Origin of the sequence: Rhizobium hidalgonense, from assembly GCF_005862185.2 — a bacterium.
Taxonomy (GTDB): domain Bacteria; phylum Pseudomonadota; class Alphaproteobacteria; order Rhizobiales; family Rhizobiaceae; genus Rhizobium; species Rhizobium hidalgonense.
Genome location: NZ_CP054028.1, coordinates 1,531,364 through 1,546,896 on the forward strand (window position 1 = coordinate 1,531,364; position 15,533 = coordinate 1,546,896).

The 15,533-nt window shown below is 60.5% G+C and carries 13 protein-coding genes; 2 read left to right on the forward strand and 11 right to left on the reverse strand.

Annotated features, from left to right (window positions below):
- Positions 1-112: 112 nt before the first annotated feature.
- From FFM81_RS28455 to FFM81_RS28500, 10 genes are all read right to left on the reverse strand, one after another.
- Positions 113-1,837, reverse strand: coding sequence for an ABC transporter substrate-binding protein (locus FFM81_RS28455; protein ID WP_003571810.1), 1,725 nt, complete (start codon positions 1,835-1,837; stop codon positions 113-115).
- Between the two features lie 80 nt (positions 1,838-1,917).
- On the reverse strand, positions 1,918-2,214 hold the full coding sequence (locus FFM81_RS28460) for a DUF2160 domain-containing protein (protein WP_025418085.1): 297 nt from the start codon (positions 2,212-2,214) through the stop codon (positions 1,918-1,920).
- The gene (locus FFM81_RS28465) at positions 2,214-3,125 is read right to left on the reverse strand and encodes a carbohydrate ABC transporter permease (RefSeq protein WP_003571813.1); all 912 of its coding nucleotides are present in this window, start codon (positions 3,123-3,125) and stop codon (positions 2,214-2,216) included. The genes FFM81_RS28460 and FFM81_RS28465 overlap by 1 nt, the downstream gene beginning before the upstream one ends.
- Position 3,126: 1 nt before the next feature.
- Positions 3,127-3,993, reverse strand: coding sequence for a carbohydrate ABC transporter permease (locus FFM81_RS28470; protein ID WP_003571814.1), 867 nt, complete (start codon positions 3,991-3,993; stop codon positions 3,127-3,129).
- A 2-nt stretch (positions 3,994-3,995) separates the two neighbouring features.
- The gene (locus tag FFM81_RS28475) at positions 3,996-5,066 is read right to left on the reverse strand and encodes an ABC transporter ATP-binding protein (RefSeq protein WP_003571816.1); all 1,071 of its coding nucleotides are present in this window, start codon (positions 5,064-5,066) and stop codon (positions 3,996-3,998) included.
- 9 nt (positions 5,067-5,075) lie between these two features.
- Entirely contained in the window at positions 5,076-6,155 is a 1,080-nt protein-coding gene (locus tag FFM81_RS28480; RefSeq protein WP_003571818.1) for an ABC transporter ATP-binding protein, read from the reverse strand.
- Between the two features lie 42 nt (positions 6,156-6,197).
- Positions 6,198-7,712: a glycerol-3-phosphate dehydrogenase gene (glpD, locus tag FFM81_RS28485; protein WP_138384664.1), complete on the reverse strand. Its 1,515-nt coding sequence runs from the start codon at positions 7,710-7,712 to the stop codon at positions 6,198-6,200.
- 238 nt (positions 7,713-7,950) lie between these two features.
- Positions 7,951-8,724 (reverse strand): DeoR/GlpR family DNA-binding transcription regulator, encoded by a 774-nt coding sequence (locus FFM81_RS28490; RefSeq protein ID WP_003571822.1) that lies wholly within the window; start codon positions 8,722-8,724, stop codon positions 7,951-7,953.
- Between the two features lie 214 nt (positions 8,725-8,938).
- Positions 8,939-9,199 carry a DUF4242 domain-containing protein gene (locus FFM81_RS28495; RefSeq protein ID WP_003571824.1) on the reverse strand — a complete coding sequence of 87 codons (261 nt, stop codon included), beginning with the start codon at positions 9,197-9,199 and terminating at the stop codon, positions 8,939-8,941.
- A 40-nt stretch (positions 9,200-9,239) separates the two neighbouring features.
- Positions 9,240-12,767 carry an ATP-binding protein gene (locus tag FFM81_RS28500; RefSeq protein ID WP_138384663.1) on the reverse strand — a complete coding sequence of 1,176 codons (3,528 nt, stop codon included), beginning with the start codon at positions 12,765-12,767 and terminating at the stop codon, positions 9,240-9,242.
- Between the two features lie 161 nt (positions 12,768-12,928).
- On the opposite strand from FFM81_RS28500, the gene FFM81_RS28505 reads away from it, so the two are divergent.
- The gene (locus tag FFM81_RS28505; RefSeq protein ID WP_003571827.1) at positions 12,929-13,561 is read left to right on the forward strand and encodes a hypothetical protein; all 633 of its coding nucleotides are present in this window, start codon (positions 12,929-12,931) and stop codon (positions 13,559-13,561) included.
- 41 nt (positions 13,562-13,602) lie between these two features.
- On the opposite strand, the gene FFM81_RS28510 is transcribed toward FFM81_RS28505, so the two are convergent.
- Positions 13,603-14,520: a DMT family transporter gene (locus tag FFM81_RS28510; RefSeq protein WP_025418081.1), complete on the reverse strand. Its 918-nt coding sequence runs from the start codon at positions 14,518-14,520 to the stop codon at positions 13,603-13,605.
- A gap of 71 nt (positions 14,521-14,591) precedes the next feature.
- On the opposite strand from FFM81_RS28510, the gene FFM81_RS28515 reads away from it, so the two are divergent.
- Positions 14,592-15,521 (forward strand): LysR family transcriptional regulator, encoded by a 930-nt coding sequence (locus FFM81_RS28515; protein ID WP_003571829.1) that lies wholly within the window; start codon positions 14,592-14,594, stop codon positions 15,519-15,521.
- The last annotated feature ends 12 nt before the right edge of the window (positions 15,522-15,533 follow it).

The window sequence follows — 15,533 nt, forward strand, 5'->3', positions numbered from 1 at the left end:
GGTCGGCAGGACGCGGACGTTTCATGAGAGAAAGATTGTGAGTGCCACCGGCTGGATGCCGGTGGCAAGAAGTGGTGGCCGGAAGCCTCGTCGCCCCCGGCCAAGGTTCGCCTTACTTCGACTGCCAGCTCTTGACGAGTTCGTCGTAGTTGACCGTGACCGGCTTTTCCTTCTCGTTCTCGATCTTCAGCTGCGGCGCAAGGTTGCCCTTTGCGACGGCATCCTTGTTCCAGTAGTCGAGATCGTGCTCTTCGGCCAGTTTCGGTCCGATATCGCCCTGGACGCCCGATTTCTCGATACGGCCCATGACCTTCTCCTGCTCGCCGCAAAGAGAATCCATGGCTTCCTGCGGCGTCTTGGCGCCGGCCGCGGCGTCACCGATGGCCTGCCACCAAAGCTGAGCCAGCTTCGGATAATCGGGAACGTTGGTGCCGGTTGGCGACCACTGAACACGGGCCGGCGAGCGATAGAACTCGATCAGACCGCCGAGCTTCGGAGCGCGCTCCGTAAAGCTCTTGTCGCGAATGGTGGATTCGCGGATGAAGGTGAGACCGAGCTGGCTCTTCTTCACGTCAACCGTCTTGGAGGTCACGAACTGTGCATAGAGCCAGGCAGCTTTTGCGCGATCCGTCGGGGTCGATTTCATCAGCGTCCAGGAACCGACGTCCTGGTACCCGAGCTTCATGCCGTCTTTCCAGTAAACGCCATGCGGGCTCGGTGCCATGCGCCATTTCGGCGTCCCGTCTTCATTCATGACAGGCAGGCCAGGCTTGACCATGTCTGCGGTAAATGCGGTGTACCAGAAGATCTGCTGCGCGACGTTACCCTGTGCCGGAACCGGACCCGATTCCGAGAAGGTCATGCCCTGAGCTTCCGGCGGTGCATAGGCCTTCAACCAATCGAGATACTTCTGGATAGAGTAGACAGACGCCGGGCCATTGGTGTCACCGCCGCGGGCAACGCATGAGCCGACGGGGCGCGACTTCTCGTCGACCTTGATGCCCCATTCATCGACCGGAAGACCGTTCGGCAGGCCCTTATCGCCGTTGCCGGCCATCGACAGCCAGGCGTCGGTGAAGCGCCAGCCGAGCGACGGGTCCTTCTTGCCGTAGTCCATATGGCCGAAGACCTTCTTGCCGTTCACGTCACGGCCGGTAAAGAATTCGGCAATGTCTTCGTAGGCCGACCAGTTGACCGGAACGCCGAGATCGTAGCCGTATTTCGCCTTGAAATCGGCCTTGTTCTTCTCGTCGTTGAACCAGTCGTAGCGGAACCAGTAGAGGTTGGCGAATTGCTGGTCTGGAAGCTGGTAGAGCTTCTTGTCCGGTGCAGTGGTAAACTTGGTGCCAATGAAGTCGTCGATATCGAGGCCGGGGTTGGTAACGTCCTTGCCTTCGCCGGCCATCCAGTCGGTCAGGTTGCGCACCTGCTGATAGCGCCAATGCGTACCGATCAAGTCGGAGTCATTGACCCAGCCGTCATAAAGGTTCTGACCGGTCTGCATCTGGGTCTGGATCTTCTCGACTACGTCACCTTCCTGGATGACGTCGTGCGTGACCTTGATCCCGGTGATCGCCGTAAAGGCCGGAGCCAGCACCTGGGACTCGTACTGGTGAGTGGTCAAGGTTTCAGAAACAACCTTGATGTCCATCCCCTGCAGGGGCTTCGCAGCATCGATGAACCACTGCATTTCCTTTTCCTGGTCGGCGCGAGAGAGCGTCGACACGTCGCCGATCTCTTTATCCAGAAAAGTCTTTGCCTCGTCCATGCCGGCATAAGCCGACCCGGTCATGGCCAGCAGTACCGCTGCTGTCGTCGTCAATAAATGCCTTCGCATGAGATCCTCCCAGGTTTGCGATTGCAGTCTTCACGTATCAGGCGGCCAGAAATACCCCCGGCCATCTGCATCAACTTGCCTCACACGTAGCGGAATACGCCGATGGCGTAGGCAACGGAGAGAGCGAGAGCCCACCAGAGGCTTGATCCAACGAGACCAAGCCAGGCAAGATGGATAAAGGCGCTGCCGAGCAGCGAAAGGAAAAGCCGGTCACCGCGCGTCGTCTCGAAGCGCAGGATTCCGATCCGCGGATTGCCGCCCGGCACGGCATATTCCCATGCTCCCATGCCAATCAGCAGCAATACGATGACGATGAAGAAAGCGGCCGTCGGCCAGGTCCACGCCATCCATGAAAAATCGGGAAGCGAAAAGCTCATCAAACCCTCCCCAGGGCGAAGCCCTTGGCAATGTAATTGCGTACAAACCAGATCACCAGCGCCCCCGGGATCAAGGTCAGAACACCTGCGGCAGCCAGCAGACCCCAGTCCATGCCGGATGCAGAGACGGTACGGGTCATGGTGGCAGCAATCGGCTTCGCGTCGGTTGTCGTCAGCGTTCGGGCGATCAGCAACTCGACCCAAGAGAACATGAAGCAGAAGAAGCAGGCGACACCTATGCCGCTCGCAATCAGCGGCGTGAAGATCTTCAGGAAAAACCGCGGGAACGAGTAGCCATCGATATAGGCCGTCTCGTCGATTTCCTTCGGCACGCCGGACATGAAGCCTTCAAGGATCCAGACCGCCAGCGGCACGTTGAACAAGCAGTGGGCAAGTGCCACTGCGATATGCGTGTCGATCAGCCCAAAGGCTGAATAGAGCTGGAAGAACGGAAGGGCAAAAACTGCCGGCGGCGCCATCCGGTTCGTCAGCAGCCAGAAGAAGAGATGCTTGTCGCCGAGGAAGCGATACCGGGAGAAGGCATAGGCCGCCGGCAACGCGGCCGCCACCGAGATCACCATGTTCATGACCACATAGGTGATCGAATTGATGTAGCCGGAATACCACGCCTTCTCCGTGAAGATCGTCACGTAATTGGCGATCGTCGGGTTATGAGGATAAAGCGTCAGAGAATTGACGATTTCCGCGTTGGTCTTGAAGCTCATGTTGACGAGCCAATAGATCGGCAGCAGGAGCACGATGATATAGATCGTCGGAACCAGCCACCACCAGCGCGATTCCTCGCCGCGCCGGCGCATCATACGGCTGACTTCATCGGAGGAGAGACCGCTTGCGACACTGGTAACGCCTGAGATCTTTCGGCTCGCTGTCGTTTCGTTGGAGGCGCTCATTTCAATTCTCCGCGTCGTGGCTTGTCATGACGGTGTAGAACACCCACGAAAGCAGCAGGATGATCAGGAAATAGATCAGCGACATGGCAGCGGCCGGACCGAGGTCGAACTGTCCGAGCGCGGTCTTGACCAGATCGATTGACAGGAACGTGGTCGAGTTGCCCGGACCGCCACCCGTGACGACAAACGGTTCGGTGTAGATCATGAAACTATCCATGAAACGCAGCAGCACGGCGATCAGAAGAACACGCTTCATCTTGGGCAGCTGGATATAGCGGAACACCGCCCAACGGGACGCACCGTCGATCTTGGCTGCCTGATAAAAAGCATCCGGAATGGAAACGAGGCCGGCATAGCAGAGCAAGACGACCAGGCTCGTCCAGTGCCAGACATCCATGATGATGATGGTTACCCAGGCGTCGAGCGGATCCTGCACGTAGTTGTAATCGAAGCCGATGGCATTGATGTAATAGCCGAACAAACCAATGTCGTTGCGGCCGAACACCTGCCAGATCGTGCCGACAACGTTCCACGGGATCAGCAATGGTAGTGCCATCAGAACCAGGCACACCGGCACGCCGATGCCTGATTTCGGCATGTTGAGCGCAATGAAAATACCGAGCGGAATCTCAAGAGCGAGAATGATCAACGAAAAAATCAGGTTTCGCTGCAGGGCGGCCCAGAACCGGTCGGAATGCAGGATTTCGGTAAACCAATCCGTTCCGTTCCAGAAGAACTGGTTGTTTCCGAAAGTGTCCTGAACGGAATAATTCACGACCGTCATCAAGGGAATGACAGCCGAGAACGCCACCAGCACGAGGACCGGCAGAACCAGAAACCAGGCTTTGTTGTTCCAGGTTTTTTCCATGATCAAGCCTCCCGTCCGGCGCGCCAAGAGTCGGCATAAATGCTGATCGCCGATGGCTCGAAGGTCACCCGGGGATCAGCCGGAATCTCCCCGTCTTCAGGGACGACGATTGCGATCGGCTGGCCGGCAAACTGGGCGCGGACGATCCTCTGCCGGCCGATATCTTCCACCTTGCTCACCGTCACAGGCATGCCCTCGCGGCCGACCCTGATAAACTCGGGCCGGATTCCAAGCTCTACCTTGGCCGCTTGCGAAGTCTTTGGCGCATAGTCGAGCGTCAGCGCGTGCTCACCGACCCGAACCGTACTGCCCTCCACCTTGGCCGGCATGAAGTTCATGCCCGGCGAACCGATGAAGTAGCCGACGAAGGTATGGCTCGGACGCTCGAAGAGTTCGGCCGGCGTGCCGATCTGCACGATCTCGCCATCGTACATCACCACCACCTTGTCGGCGAAGGTCAGCGCCTCCGTCTGGTCATGTGTGACATAGACCATCGTAAAGCCGAACTGCTTGTGCAGCCGCTTCAGCTGCGATCGCAGCACCCATTTCATATGCGGATCGATGACAGTGAGCGGCTCGTCGAAGAGAATCGCGTTCACATCCGAGCGCACCAGGCCGCGGCCGAGCGAAATCTTCTGCTTTTGGTCCGCCGTCAAACCGCGGGCGCGACGCTTGGCCCAGTCTGCAAGATCAATCATCTCCAATATTTCGCGGACGCGACGATCAACATCAGGCTCCGCGACGCCCCGGTTGCGCAAGGGGAAAGCCAGATTGTCGTAGACGGTCATCGTGTCGTAGATGACCGGAAACTGGAATACCTGGGCAATATTTCGCTGCTGCGTCGGCAGGTTCGTAACATCCTGCCCGTCGAAGAGAATGCGCCCTTCGGACGGCTGAATAAGGCCGGAAATGATATTGAGCAGTGAGGTCTTTCCGCAGCCTGAAGGTCCGAGCAGCGCATAGGCGCCGCCATCGTTCCACTCGTGGTGCACTTCCTTGAGAGCGTAGTCCTTCTCGCTCTTCGGGTTCGGCCCATAGGCATGGCGAATATGATCGAGGGTGATACGTGCCATGATCTTCTCCTAGCCCCTCTGCCTGGCAGTGGTGATCGCCAGGCCGTCTGCGCCGAACGCCATCAGGTGGCGCGTGTCGATGAAAACGGAGATGTCCGTGTCCGGGTCGATATTGTGGATGCCGTGGGCGAGCATCACCCAGCGGGTGTCGGCAAATTGCAGATGAACGAAACTTTCCGACCCCGTGATCTCCGAAATCTGTGTCCGTGCCGTCAGCCGCGCCGAGCTAGCCGTCTGAGCGGTGGGTGCAAGATGATGCGGATGAAACGCGATCGTTGCCGGCCCGTCCGGCACGCTCTGAAGATGCGGCGGCACGGCAAAAATCAACTCGCCGTCGCGCAGGAAATTGCCTGCCGATTTGACCAGATCAATAAAGTTCAGCGGCGGATCGGCAAAGGTTTTCGCCGTCGTCAGATCGATTGGATTGCGGTAGACCTCGATCGTCGGGCCGAACTGCGTGATCCGACCCTCGTTGAGCGCAGCCGTATTGCCGCCCAGCAGCAAAGCTTCGGAGGGTTCCGTCGTGGCATAGACGAAGATCGCGCCGGACTGGGCAAAGATCTTCGGCAATTCCTGCCGCAATTCTTCACGCAGCTTGTAATCGAGATTGGCGAGCGGCTCGTCCATTAGCACCAGGCTGGCATTCTTGACGAGGGCGCGCGCCAGCGCGGTGCGCTGCTGCTGGCCGCCGGACAGATTGAGCGGCGTGCGGTCGAGATAGGGCGTGAGCTTCAAAAGCTCGGCCGCCTTGCGCACATCGCGGTCGATCGTCGCGGCATCCTTGCCCGAGATGCGCATCGGCGAGGCGATGTTCTCATAAACGGTCAGCGCCGGATAGTTGATGAACTGCTGGTAGACCATGGCGACGTTGCGCTTCTGCACCGGCATGCCGGTGACATCGGCGCCGTCGAAATGAACGGAGCCGGCAGTCGGACGGTCGAGCCCGGCCATCAGCCGCATCAGCGACGTCTTGCCCGACAGCGTCGGCCCGAGCAGGACGTTCAGCGTGCCGCGCTCGAGAACCAGATCGGTCGGATAGATATGATAGTCCGCGCCCACCATCTTGGCGGCGTTTCGCAGTTCCAGCATTCCTGTTCCCGTGCCTCCACGCAGCGGGGACCACACGCCGCCTTATCCGGCCATTGCCGGTATGGCAGCCATGTACTCCTCCAGTGACTGAGCCTGCTCCTGGGAAAGGCGCAGACCATCCTTTGTTCTCCTCCACAGCACGTCTTCGCCGTGCCGGGCCCATTCATGTTCAACGAGATATTTGACTTCGGCCTCGTAGAGATCGCCGCCGAACAACCGTCCGAGATCCTCGGTCGCACGGGCATCGCCCAGCAGCGCCTCGGCCTTCGTGCCGTAGCGGCGCACCAGCCGGCGCGCATGCTGGTCGGCAAGGAACGCATAGCGCCGTTTCAACTTGGCGACCTCGGCCTCGTAACCCTTGACCGGGAAATCGCCGCCCGGCAGATGGCTTTTTGCCGTCCACGGGGCGCCCTTGACGCCGATTGCGGCACCGATCTTTTCCAGCGCATGCTCGGAAAGCCGGCGATAGGTGGTGAGCTTGCCGCCGAAGACGTTGAGCAGCGGCGCGGCACTCCCCTCGCCCTCCAGCTTCAGCACGTAATCGCGCGTCGCTTCCTGCGCTTTCGAAGCGCCATCGTCATAAAGCGGCCTGACCGCCGAATAGGTCCAGACGATATCCTCGGGCCTGACCGGCTCCTTGAAATATTCCGATGCCGCATTGCAAAGATAGACGGTCTCCTCCTCGGAGATCCGGACATCCCTGGGATCGGCGGTGTAATCCCGGTCGGTGGTACCGATCAGCGTGAATTCGCCCTCATAGGGGATGGCGAAGATGATACGGTTGTCGGGATTCTGGAAGAAATAGGCTCTGGGATCGTCGAACTTCTTCTTGACGATGATGTGGCTGCCCTGGACGAGGCGGACGTGATGCGCCTCGTTCTGGCCAAAGGCCGAACGGATGACATGATCGACCCAGGGACCGGCGGCATTGACCAGCATTCTGGCCTGATGGCTGCCATTGCGCCCGGTGACCGTATCGGTCGTCTCGATATGCCACAGGCCATTTTCGCGCCTTGCCGACACCACCTTGGTGCGCGGCATGATCGTCGCTCCCTTGTCGGCGGCGTCGCGGGCGTTCAGCACCACCATGCGGGCATCGTCGACCCAGCCGTCGGAATATTCGAAGGCCTTGGCAAACAGCGCTTTCAGCGGCTTGCCAGCCGGATCGCGGCGCATGTCGAGCACGGAGGTCGCCGGCAGCAGCTTGCGGCCGCCGAGATGGTCGTAGAGGAAGAGGCCGAGGCGGATCAACCAGGCCGGGCGGATACCGCCCTTGTGGTAGGGCAGCACGAAGCGCAGCGGCCAGATGATGTGCGGCGCCATCGCCCAGAGGATCTCGCGCTCCATCAGCGATTCACGCACGAGGCGGAACTCATAATGCTCGAGATACCGTAGGCCGCCATGAATGAGCTTGGTGGCGCCCGACGAGGTGCCCGAGGCGAAATCGTTCATCTCCGCCAGCGCCACGGAATAACCGCGCCCGACGGCATCGCGCGCGATGCCGCAGCCGTTGATGCCGCCGCCGATGACGAATATGTCGTGAATCTCCCGGCCCATTACCCCTCCGAGCCCAAATGCCGATTTCGCATCGCACAAAACCTGCGCAATTGCGAAAGTAGAGGCAGTTAAAACGAAAGCAATACGAATGTCAAACGAATGTTTCGCGGGTTGACTGACGGAGAGTACAAGGCGCTGACGGGAGATCCTCGGCCGAAGTCCTAATGTATGTCGCCCCGGATTACGCAAAACGAAAGACCGACACGTGGGCCAAGCGAATCTGAAGATCGCGGCGCGATTAGCGCGATCGAGCGTTCGTTTCGATCAGCTTCACATTATTCTCGAGGCAGAGATTGCGGATCGACGGCGCCGGACAGTGATCGGTAATGAAGGTATGAACCTGAGAAAGCTGGCCGATCCTGACCGGTGCCGTGCGCTCGAACTTGGTCGAATCGGCAACCAGAATGACATGCCGGGCATTGGCGATGATCGCCTGGGCGACCTTCACCTCGCGAAAGTCATAGTCGAGAAGCGCGCCGTCCATATCGATCGCCGACGCGCCGATCACGGCATAATCGACCTTGAACTGGCGGATGAAATCGACTGCCGCTTCGCCGACGATGCCGCCGTCCGAACCGCGCACGACGCCACCGGCGATCACCACCTCGATCGCCGGCAGCAAGCGCAACCTGTTGGCGACATTTATATTATTGGTGATGACCATCAACTCGTGATGGTTGGCGAGCGCCTCGCCCACCGCCTCGGTCGTCGTTCCGATATTGATGAAGAGCGAGGCGCCGCTCGGGATCAGTTCGACCGCAGCCATGCCGATCGCCTGTTTCTCGGAAGCGGCGATCTGCCGGCGTGCCTCGTATTTGACGTTCTCGGTGCCGCTCGGGAATGTGGCGCCGCCATGGATGCGCGTCAGCACCTGCGCATCGCAGAGATCGTTCAAGTCCTTGCGGATCGTCTGCGGCGTCACCGAAAAGCGGGAAGCGAGCTCCTCGACCAGGACCCTGCCGCTCGATTTCGCTATTTCCACGATTTCAGTTTGCCGGTCGGTCAAGAACATGAGCAGGCACCTTTCGATCTGCTTTCGTTTTAAAGAAAGCGAACGCCTGCGCAATGCTTATCTGCTGATATCGCCTTCCATTTAAGTTCAGACTGACCACCCGAAAATTCTGGACCCGCAGCCTTTGAGAGGACACAAGGCGGATATCGACGGCCACCAGTTCGTTCTGGCAGCCTTCGCGGCAGCGCCTGACGCCTGTGCTGGCCGAGGAGCGCTAAGCAAACATATTGGGACCGATTTCCTCGCTGACCTCTATGATGACATCCGCGGGGACATTGTTCCTCCGGGCCGCGGCGAGAATGGCTTGCGTACTGGGCGCCTCGTAAAGGCAGTAAGTCTTTTTTCTGTCCGCGCTGAGGAACGAAAAAATCCACTTCACTCCTTCCTGATCGTTGATCAGGTTGATTTCCTCGACCCCCTCTTTTGATAGATCGAGCTGTTCTGCAAAGTTTCTTTCGATGATGTAGCGTGGCATGACGAGACCTTCCTCCCACCAAAGCAGCGAACTGTTGGTCCTAATGCATCGTTGGCTTCAGTCGCTGTTGCAGCCGGACCATTCCCAGTTCGGCCGCGGTTGACCGGGCATTCTCGGATAGCAACATTGCTCTCTTTATCGCGGCCCGGCTACCTATTTTCATTAGCAAGTCCGCATAATCTGCCTCTGTGTGCGCGAGCCACGGCCGCGAACCGATCGCCGCGTTCATTTCGAGCGCATGCTCAAAGTGCTCCGACGCTCTGTCGAATTCGCCCAGCGCCGCTGCCAACACTCCCAAATAGCGGCTGGCCGCGCCGAAGCAAACGGTTGCCATACCGATCGTGACGGTCATCTCCTTGTAGTCGAGCATAAGCTTATAGAGGGTTCTAGCAGCGTCCGTATCGGCGAGACCGGCAGCGACTTCTGTCAGGAACGAGAGGGATGCACTCCGCTTTCCGTCAAGCGGAAGGGCGAAGCGGGTGCGGGCAAGCTCGCTCAACCTTCTTTGAGCCGCATCCCGATAGCCCAGGTCAAAGGCAACCAACGCAAAACCCGGCAGCCAGGTAGTTTCGTCCGGGTGTTCCTCAATCAACAGCTTCATGACCGGTGCGACCTCCGAGAGGCGGCTCTGCTCCCGTCGGATCGCGAACATCTGCATGCCGTAAACGCCCTCGGGCGCAACGCCAAGGGTCTGCATGCCGAGCTTCAGCGCGTCTTCAGCAAACTCCTCCGCAGCCGCGAACCTTCCATCGAGTATGGCCATCATCGCTCTTGCGATGCGAGCGTAGAACTGGACGTTGAGATGCTGCCGCTTGGTACCAAGTTCGTCCAGCGCGTCAACCGCCCGATTGGCGCGTGCGCGATCGCCGAGTTCCGTCGAGACATAGGCGTCGACTGAAAGCGCTCGGCTTTGCACGTCGTCGTCATCGATCTCACCCGCGAGGCGTCTTATTTCATCTATGCGTGCGATCCGGTCGTTTCTCTCGCTAACGGACTTAACCGGTGCCGGCGTCAGGAATGGCAGTGCGGAGAGCTCCACAAGCGCAGTCTTATCGCCAACCCGCCGGGCCAGTTCTATCCCTTCTCCATGGCATTTTGCGGCGTTCTTGCTGTCGCTCAGGTAGGTGTATGCTCGCGCAAGGCGGCTGAGAAGCTGACACCGTGAACTTAGATCCGCAGGTTCAACCATCTCGAGGGCTTCCTCGAGAAGCGGCACCGTTTCGGCAAGCGAATTCGAGGAGAGGAATTTGGATCCGTCAAGACCAATCACCGCGCGAACAAAGGCCTGCGTGTCGGCCGCTTTGCGTGCCAATGGGGCGGCCAGCCTGTATTTCGCCAGCGAATCCGTCATGCGACCCGCAGCGAACAGGGCGTCGCCGAGTTTTAGGATCGCGGTGAGCAGGTCCCTTTGCCGCTCAGCTCCTTCAGGCAGCTGCTCTGCGATTGCCAAGGCATTCTGGAAATGGTCGACCGCCTCGTAGTTGGCTGATCGTGCGAGGGCGCGTTCTCCAGCCTTCATCCAGTAGGGAAGCGCGAGCTCAATCCGCTGCGCTTTCTCGTAGTGCTGGGCGATGAGCTCGGGCTGGGTGGCAGCGACATCGTCATATTGTTCGACGAGCACCCTGGCGATCTTCTCGTGGAAATGGCGCCGGCGCCGGTTGAGGAGCGATTGGTAGGCCGCATCCTGAATCAGCGCATGTCGAAAAACGAGAGCGTCGTGCAAGACGCCGCCTTCGACGACGATCTGGCTGGACTCGAGCTGGTTCAGCGCTTTCTCCAGCGCCCGGTCGTCCAGGCCGGCTATCTTCGAAAGAAGGCCGCGATCGAATTCCCTGCCTATGACGGCGGCAATTTGCGCGATTTCCTTGGCCGTGGTCGACAAATGATCGAGACGAGTCATGAGGGAGCCTTGCAGACTGTCCGGGATCTCTGCGTCCAGCGATGACGGTTTTCCGCTCTCCACGACCGAGCGGGTCAACTCCTCGACGAACAGCGGCACTCCGTCCGTCCGCTCCGCAATCCTTTCGGCGAGCTGTTCGGGAATGTCGGACACCATGGACTCGATCAACTCGCGCATCTGCTGCCTGGTCAAGCGCCCAACGGAGAGCGTCGTCGCCTGCGCCAGTCCGCTTGCCCAGTTCGCGCTCCATTCCGGTCGGTGGGTCACAACGACAAGGGCGGCGGCGCCGTGAAGCCGGCTGACGAGTTCTCTCAGCACTTCGCTGGTGGACGGGTCCATCCAGTGCGCGTCCTCGCAAACCATGAGCACCGGTGCGATCCTGGCCGCAAGCAGCAGACGGTTCGCCAATGTGCGGACGAGAATTTCTTTGCGCTGGTGCGCGGAGAGATCAGGCGGCCTGAACTCGTCGCCGAGGTCGAGCGAAAGCAGCTCGGCGTAGATCGCGCCAACGTCGCAGGGGTTTTCGCCGTAGCGGCGAACAAGGGTGAGAAACTTTTCGACGCGCGTGTTCCGATCATCTGCCGGCGAAAACGACGCGAGCCGGCTCAGTCGCTCGACGATCGGGTAAAAGGCCGATGTCACGTGATAGGGCGAACATTGCAATCGGATGAGTTCATGCTGTGACCCTTGCAGACGTTCTTCGAAAGCCTCGATAAGGCGCGATTTCCCAATACCAGCCTCCCCCGACAGGAAGACCGCCTGGCCTTGCCCGGCTTTCGCTAACTCCCACCGTTCCAGCAGCAGGCCGATCTCACTGACGCGGCCGACAAATTTCGAAAGCCCGCTGGCATGCGCGGCTTCAAAACGGCTGTCCACCTCTCGCTGACCGCGGACTTCGAACAGCGCAATGGGCGAGGTGAAGCCTTTGAGCTCCTGCGTGCCGAGGCTCTCGATTTCGAACGACTGCCCAGCGAGGCGGCGGGTGCTGTCGGAGACCACGATCTGGCCTGGGGCGGCCGCGGCCTGCAGACGTGCGGCCAGGTTGGGAGTGTCTCCCGCGATCGATGCACGTTCCTTCGCGCTGCCGTCGGTGTCGCCAACGACCACGCGCCCGGATGCGATGCCGATGCGCGCCTTCAATTGTTGCGCGCTAGGAGACTGCAGGGCGTCGACGGCGGCCATCGCCTCGAGGCCGGCTCGAATTGAACGCTCTGCATGGTCCTCGTAGGCCATTGGCCATCCGAAATAGGCAAGCACGCCATCTCCGAGATATTTGGCGACGTAGCCCCCGAAGCGCGTGACTGCGCCGGCGACGCTATCCTGATAGCGGCGGGTCAGCTCGTGCATGTCTTCCGGGTCGAGCTGCGCGGACAGCGCTGTCGACCCGACCAGGTCGCAGAAGAGCACGCTGAGCAGTCGCCGGTCAGCCGCCGCTTCGGATTGGGCCTCGGTAACGGCCGGAGCAGGAGGCTGCTCGCCGGGACCTTGATGCGCAAGCCGGTCTATAGCAGCCAGAATAATCTTCCGGTGCCCAAGCGAGACGCCGAGCTCCTGGAGGTCAGATTCGGCAAGATGAGGGAGCGCTCTCAGATCGACGTCATTCCCGAGGAAAGCGTCGGCGTACTTGCCGAGACCGAGTTGACCTAGCCAATCCTCAATCGTCTGCATCGACGTTGATCCCGCTCCACCGTTCTCAAAAAATACCACGAACGCCGTCGTCGTACCACGCTGTGGCGCAGGAGCTGTTCGTTTTGGCGGGGATCGAGGAGGTCGATGTATAAACGCGGTGAGCGTTGACGGGGCTGCGCCTTGATCCCATCTCTTTGCGCATGGCGAAAAACAAGAAGAATGACACTCCTGCACTGGTCGAAACGTGGGCGCTCCCGCCCGCGGCCACGCTAGGGTCTTCAGTGCGTGCCAAGGGAATCCTCTTGGAAATCCGTGCGCGCCTCCCCTCGCCCCTCCGAAAATCGCTCGACATCAGCGGGACGGTTTTCACGCTGACAATGCCTGAAAGCGCGAGGAGCGAGTTTCGTCATGCCTCGGCAGTCGTTGCGAAATCGCTCCAAGGTGTCGAAAGCCTGCCGGTGATCCCGCGCGAAATCGAGGACATCCTGACGATCTCAACGACCGAGAGGCGTCGCTGGCTGCAGGACGGTCGCCTGCCCAGCGCGGGAACGCGTACGGTGAAGCTTCGAGGCCGCGCCAGGCAGATTACCTTCCACGTCTTCGAACCACGGATGGTCGAGGATCTGCTCGACCGAGGCGCTGTCGAAGAGTGGCGTGAAGAGGACACCGCGGCCGCCATGGAAAACAGGCGGAGGGCGGCCTACAAGGCGAAGCTGACGCGTTCGCTGAAGAGTGACAATAAGGCGGCTGCGGCATCGCAAGAACTCACCGAAGAAGCGTCCGCACAGCTACGGGGTTGGGATGAGTTTGGGCGGGACGGACTGCTCCGCTAGATCTGGGGTAAGACATGATCACCTTCCGGACCGATTTGTGTCTATCGCTTCCGCATCACGTTGACGACGAGCACGCCGAGGATTGCCATGACACCGCCGACCGCGCCCAGCACCGTCGGCGTCTCGCCGAGCCAGACGAACCCGATCAGCGTGGCGACCGGCGGAACGCCATAGAGGAAATTCGAAGCGCGGGCGGCTGACAGGCGCTTCAGCGCGATCGCCCAGGTAAGGTAGCCGATCGCCGTCGGGAAGATGACGAGATAGGCAACACCCCAGTTCACCTCAGCCGGTGCGGCGGCCATTGCATGGATCGTCGCTGGAACAGCCGGAAACAGCGGCACGGAACCGATCAGCAGGATCCAGGCGGTGACGGCAAGGGCCGGTAGCCGCCCGAGCAGCGGCTTCTGCAACACGCTGGCGATCGCCGAGCAGAGCGCTGCGCCAAGGATAAGGACGGCATTCGGATCGAGCTTGAAGCCGCCCTCGGAGGAAACCGCAATCAACGCTACGCCGCCGAAGGACACCGCGGTACCGGCCCAGCCCCAGCGTCCGAAGCGCTCGCCGAGCGCGAACGTGGCGATCAGGGCGGTGAAGACCGGCATGGTATTGATGATGAAGCTCGCCGGCCCGGCCGCAACGGTCTGCTCGCCGGTGTTCAACAGAACCGCATAGGCGGCGATGAAGAGCACGGCGGCGACGGAGAGGCGGAGGAAATCGCGCTTTTCCGGCATCGGCCGATAGAGGGCGAGATAGACCAGCGCGATGGCACCAGCGGCGACATAACGCGCCGTTGCCAGTTCGATCGGCGTCAGCGGCCCGAGACAGATGCGGATTACCACGAAGGACGATGCCCAGAAGAGGATGGTGACGACGATCGCCGCAAATGCCACCAGGTCGAACTTGCCTTGCTCTTTCGCCGAAACCGGTGCGCTTGCAGCCATGCTCATTTTCGCCTCCATATGTGATGCGCCAATGGATAGGCCTTCGATGCGTGCTTGAAAAGCATCGCAATCGATGATCAAATGTGCATATGGTTCACAGCTCGCAGGTTCTGCCGCCACTCGATACGCTCGAGACCTTTGCACGTGCCGCCCGTCTCGGCTCGTTTTCCGCCGCGGCCGAGGAAAGCGGCATCACTCATGGCGCGGTGTCGCGCCAAGTCTCCCGCCTCGAGCGCTGGATGGGGGTGCGCCTGTTTGCCCGCGAGGCCAGAGGCGTACGCCTGACCCCGGAGGGCATGCGGTTTTTCGCGCGGGCGGAGGAAGCGCTTGCCCTGCTCGGCAATAGCGGCGAGCGCTGGCTGCCTCGGCGGAACAAGGCGGTGGTGCGTCTTTCGGTGACACCCTCCGTCGCCTCTTTGTGGCTGTTTCGGCGACTGCCGAAGCTCGAAGGAAACGAGCTGCATGTCGAACTGACGCTCGAACACCGGCTGGCGGATTTCGGCGAAGGCACGGACCTTGCCATCCGCTGCGGCAAGGGGCCGTGGGCCGGCGTGCGCGCCCTGCCGCTCTGGCAGGAGAAGTCGTTTCCGATCGCCGCCCCGGCCCTGGCGGACCGGCTCGGCCCGCGCTCCGACGCCCTTTCGCTGCTCGATCTGCCGATCCTCCACGATTCGAATATCGAAGGCTGGCGCCGCTGGCTTGCCCGCGAGGGCGTCGACTATATCCCGCGCGGCCACGACCGGCGCTTCGAGGATTACAATCTGGTGATCGATGCCTGCGCGCAAGGGCTTGGCATCGCGCTTGCCCGGCCACCTCTATCGGACGCCGCACTTGCCGACGGGCGCGTCGTCGCCGTCTCGGACCGGACGCTCGATTATCACGTGGCCTTTCATCTGATCCGACCAGACGATGCGCTGAGAAGCCCCGCCATCGAATTTGCCAGCCGCTTCCTGCGCGAGGCCGGCCATGACGAGACGACGATCGCCACTTTTGTCGCACCCGGCCGGGCGAAAACATAAGCGGAAGACCCT

What these genes read in the sequence shown, in the direction of transcription:
- FFM81_RS28455 (WP_003571810.1), bottom strand. Translation starts at nt 1,837, where the DNA reads ATGCGAAGGCATTTATTGACGACGACAGCAGCGGTACTGCTGGCCATG.
- FFM81_RS28460 (WP_025418085.1), bottom strand. Translation starts at nt 2,214, where the DNA reads ATGAGCTTTTCGCTTCCCGATTTTTCATGGATGGCGTGGACCTGGCCG.
- FFM81_RS28465 (WP_003571813.1), bottom strand. Translation starts at nt 3,125, where the DNA reads ATGAGCGCCTCCAACGAAACGACAGCGAGCCGAAAGATCTCAGGCGTT.
- FFM81_RS28470 (WP_003571814.1), bottom strand. Translation starts at nt 3,993, where the DNA reads ATGGAAAAAACCTGGAACAACAAAGCCTGGTTTCTGGTTCTGCCGGTC.
- FFM81_RS28475 (WP_003571816.1), bottom strand. Translation starts at nt 5,066, where the DNA reads ATGGCACGTATCACCCTCGATCATATTCGCCATGCCTATGGGCCGAAC.
- FFM81_RS28480 (WP_003571818.1), bottom strand. Translation starts at nt 6,155, where the DNA reads ATGCTGGAACTGCGAAACGCCGCCAAGATGGTGGGCGCGGACTATCAT.
- glpD (WP_138384664.1), bottom strand. Translation starts at nt 7,712, where the DNA reads ATGGGCCGGGAGATTCACGACATATTCGTCATCGGCGGCGGCATCAAC.
- FFM81_RS28490 (WP_003571822.1), bottom strand. Translation starts at nt 8,724, where the DNA reads ATGTTCTTGACCGACCGGCAAACTGAAATCGTGGAAATAGCGAAATCG.
- FFM81_RS28495 (WP_003571824.1), bottom strand. Translation starts at nt 9,199, where the DNA reads ATGCCACGCTACATCATCGAAAGAAACTTTGCAGAACAGCTCGATCTA.
- FFM81_RS28500 (WP_138384663.1), bottom strand. Translation starts at nt 12,767, where the DNA reads ATGCAGACGATTGAGGATTGGCTAGGTCAACTCGGTCTCGGCAAGTAC.
- FFM81_RS28505 (WP_003571827.1), top strand. Translation starts at nt 12,929, where the DNA reads ATGGCGAAAAACAAGAAGAATGACACTCCTGCACTGGTCGAAACGTGG.
- FFM81_RS28510 (WP_025418081.1), bottom strand. Translation starts at nt 14,520, where the DNA reads ATGGAGGCGAAAATGAGCATGGCTGCAAGCGCACCGGTTTCGGCGAAA.
- FFM81_RS28515 (WP_003571829.1), top strand. Translation starts at nt 14,592, where the DNA reads ATGGTTCACAGCTCGCAGGTTCTGCCGCCACTCGATACGCTCGAGACC.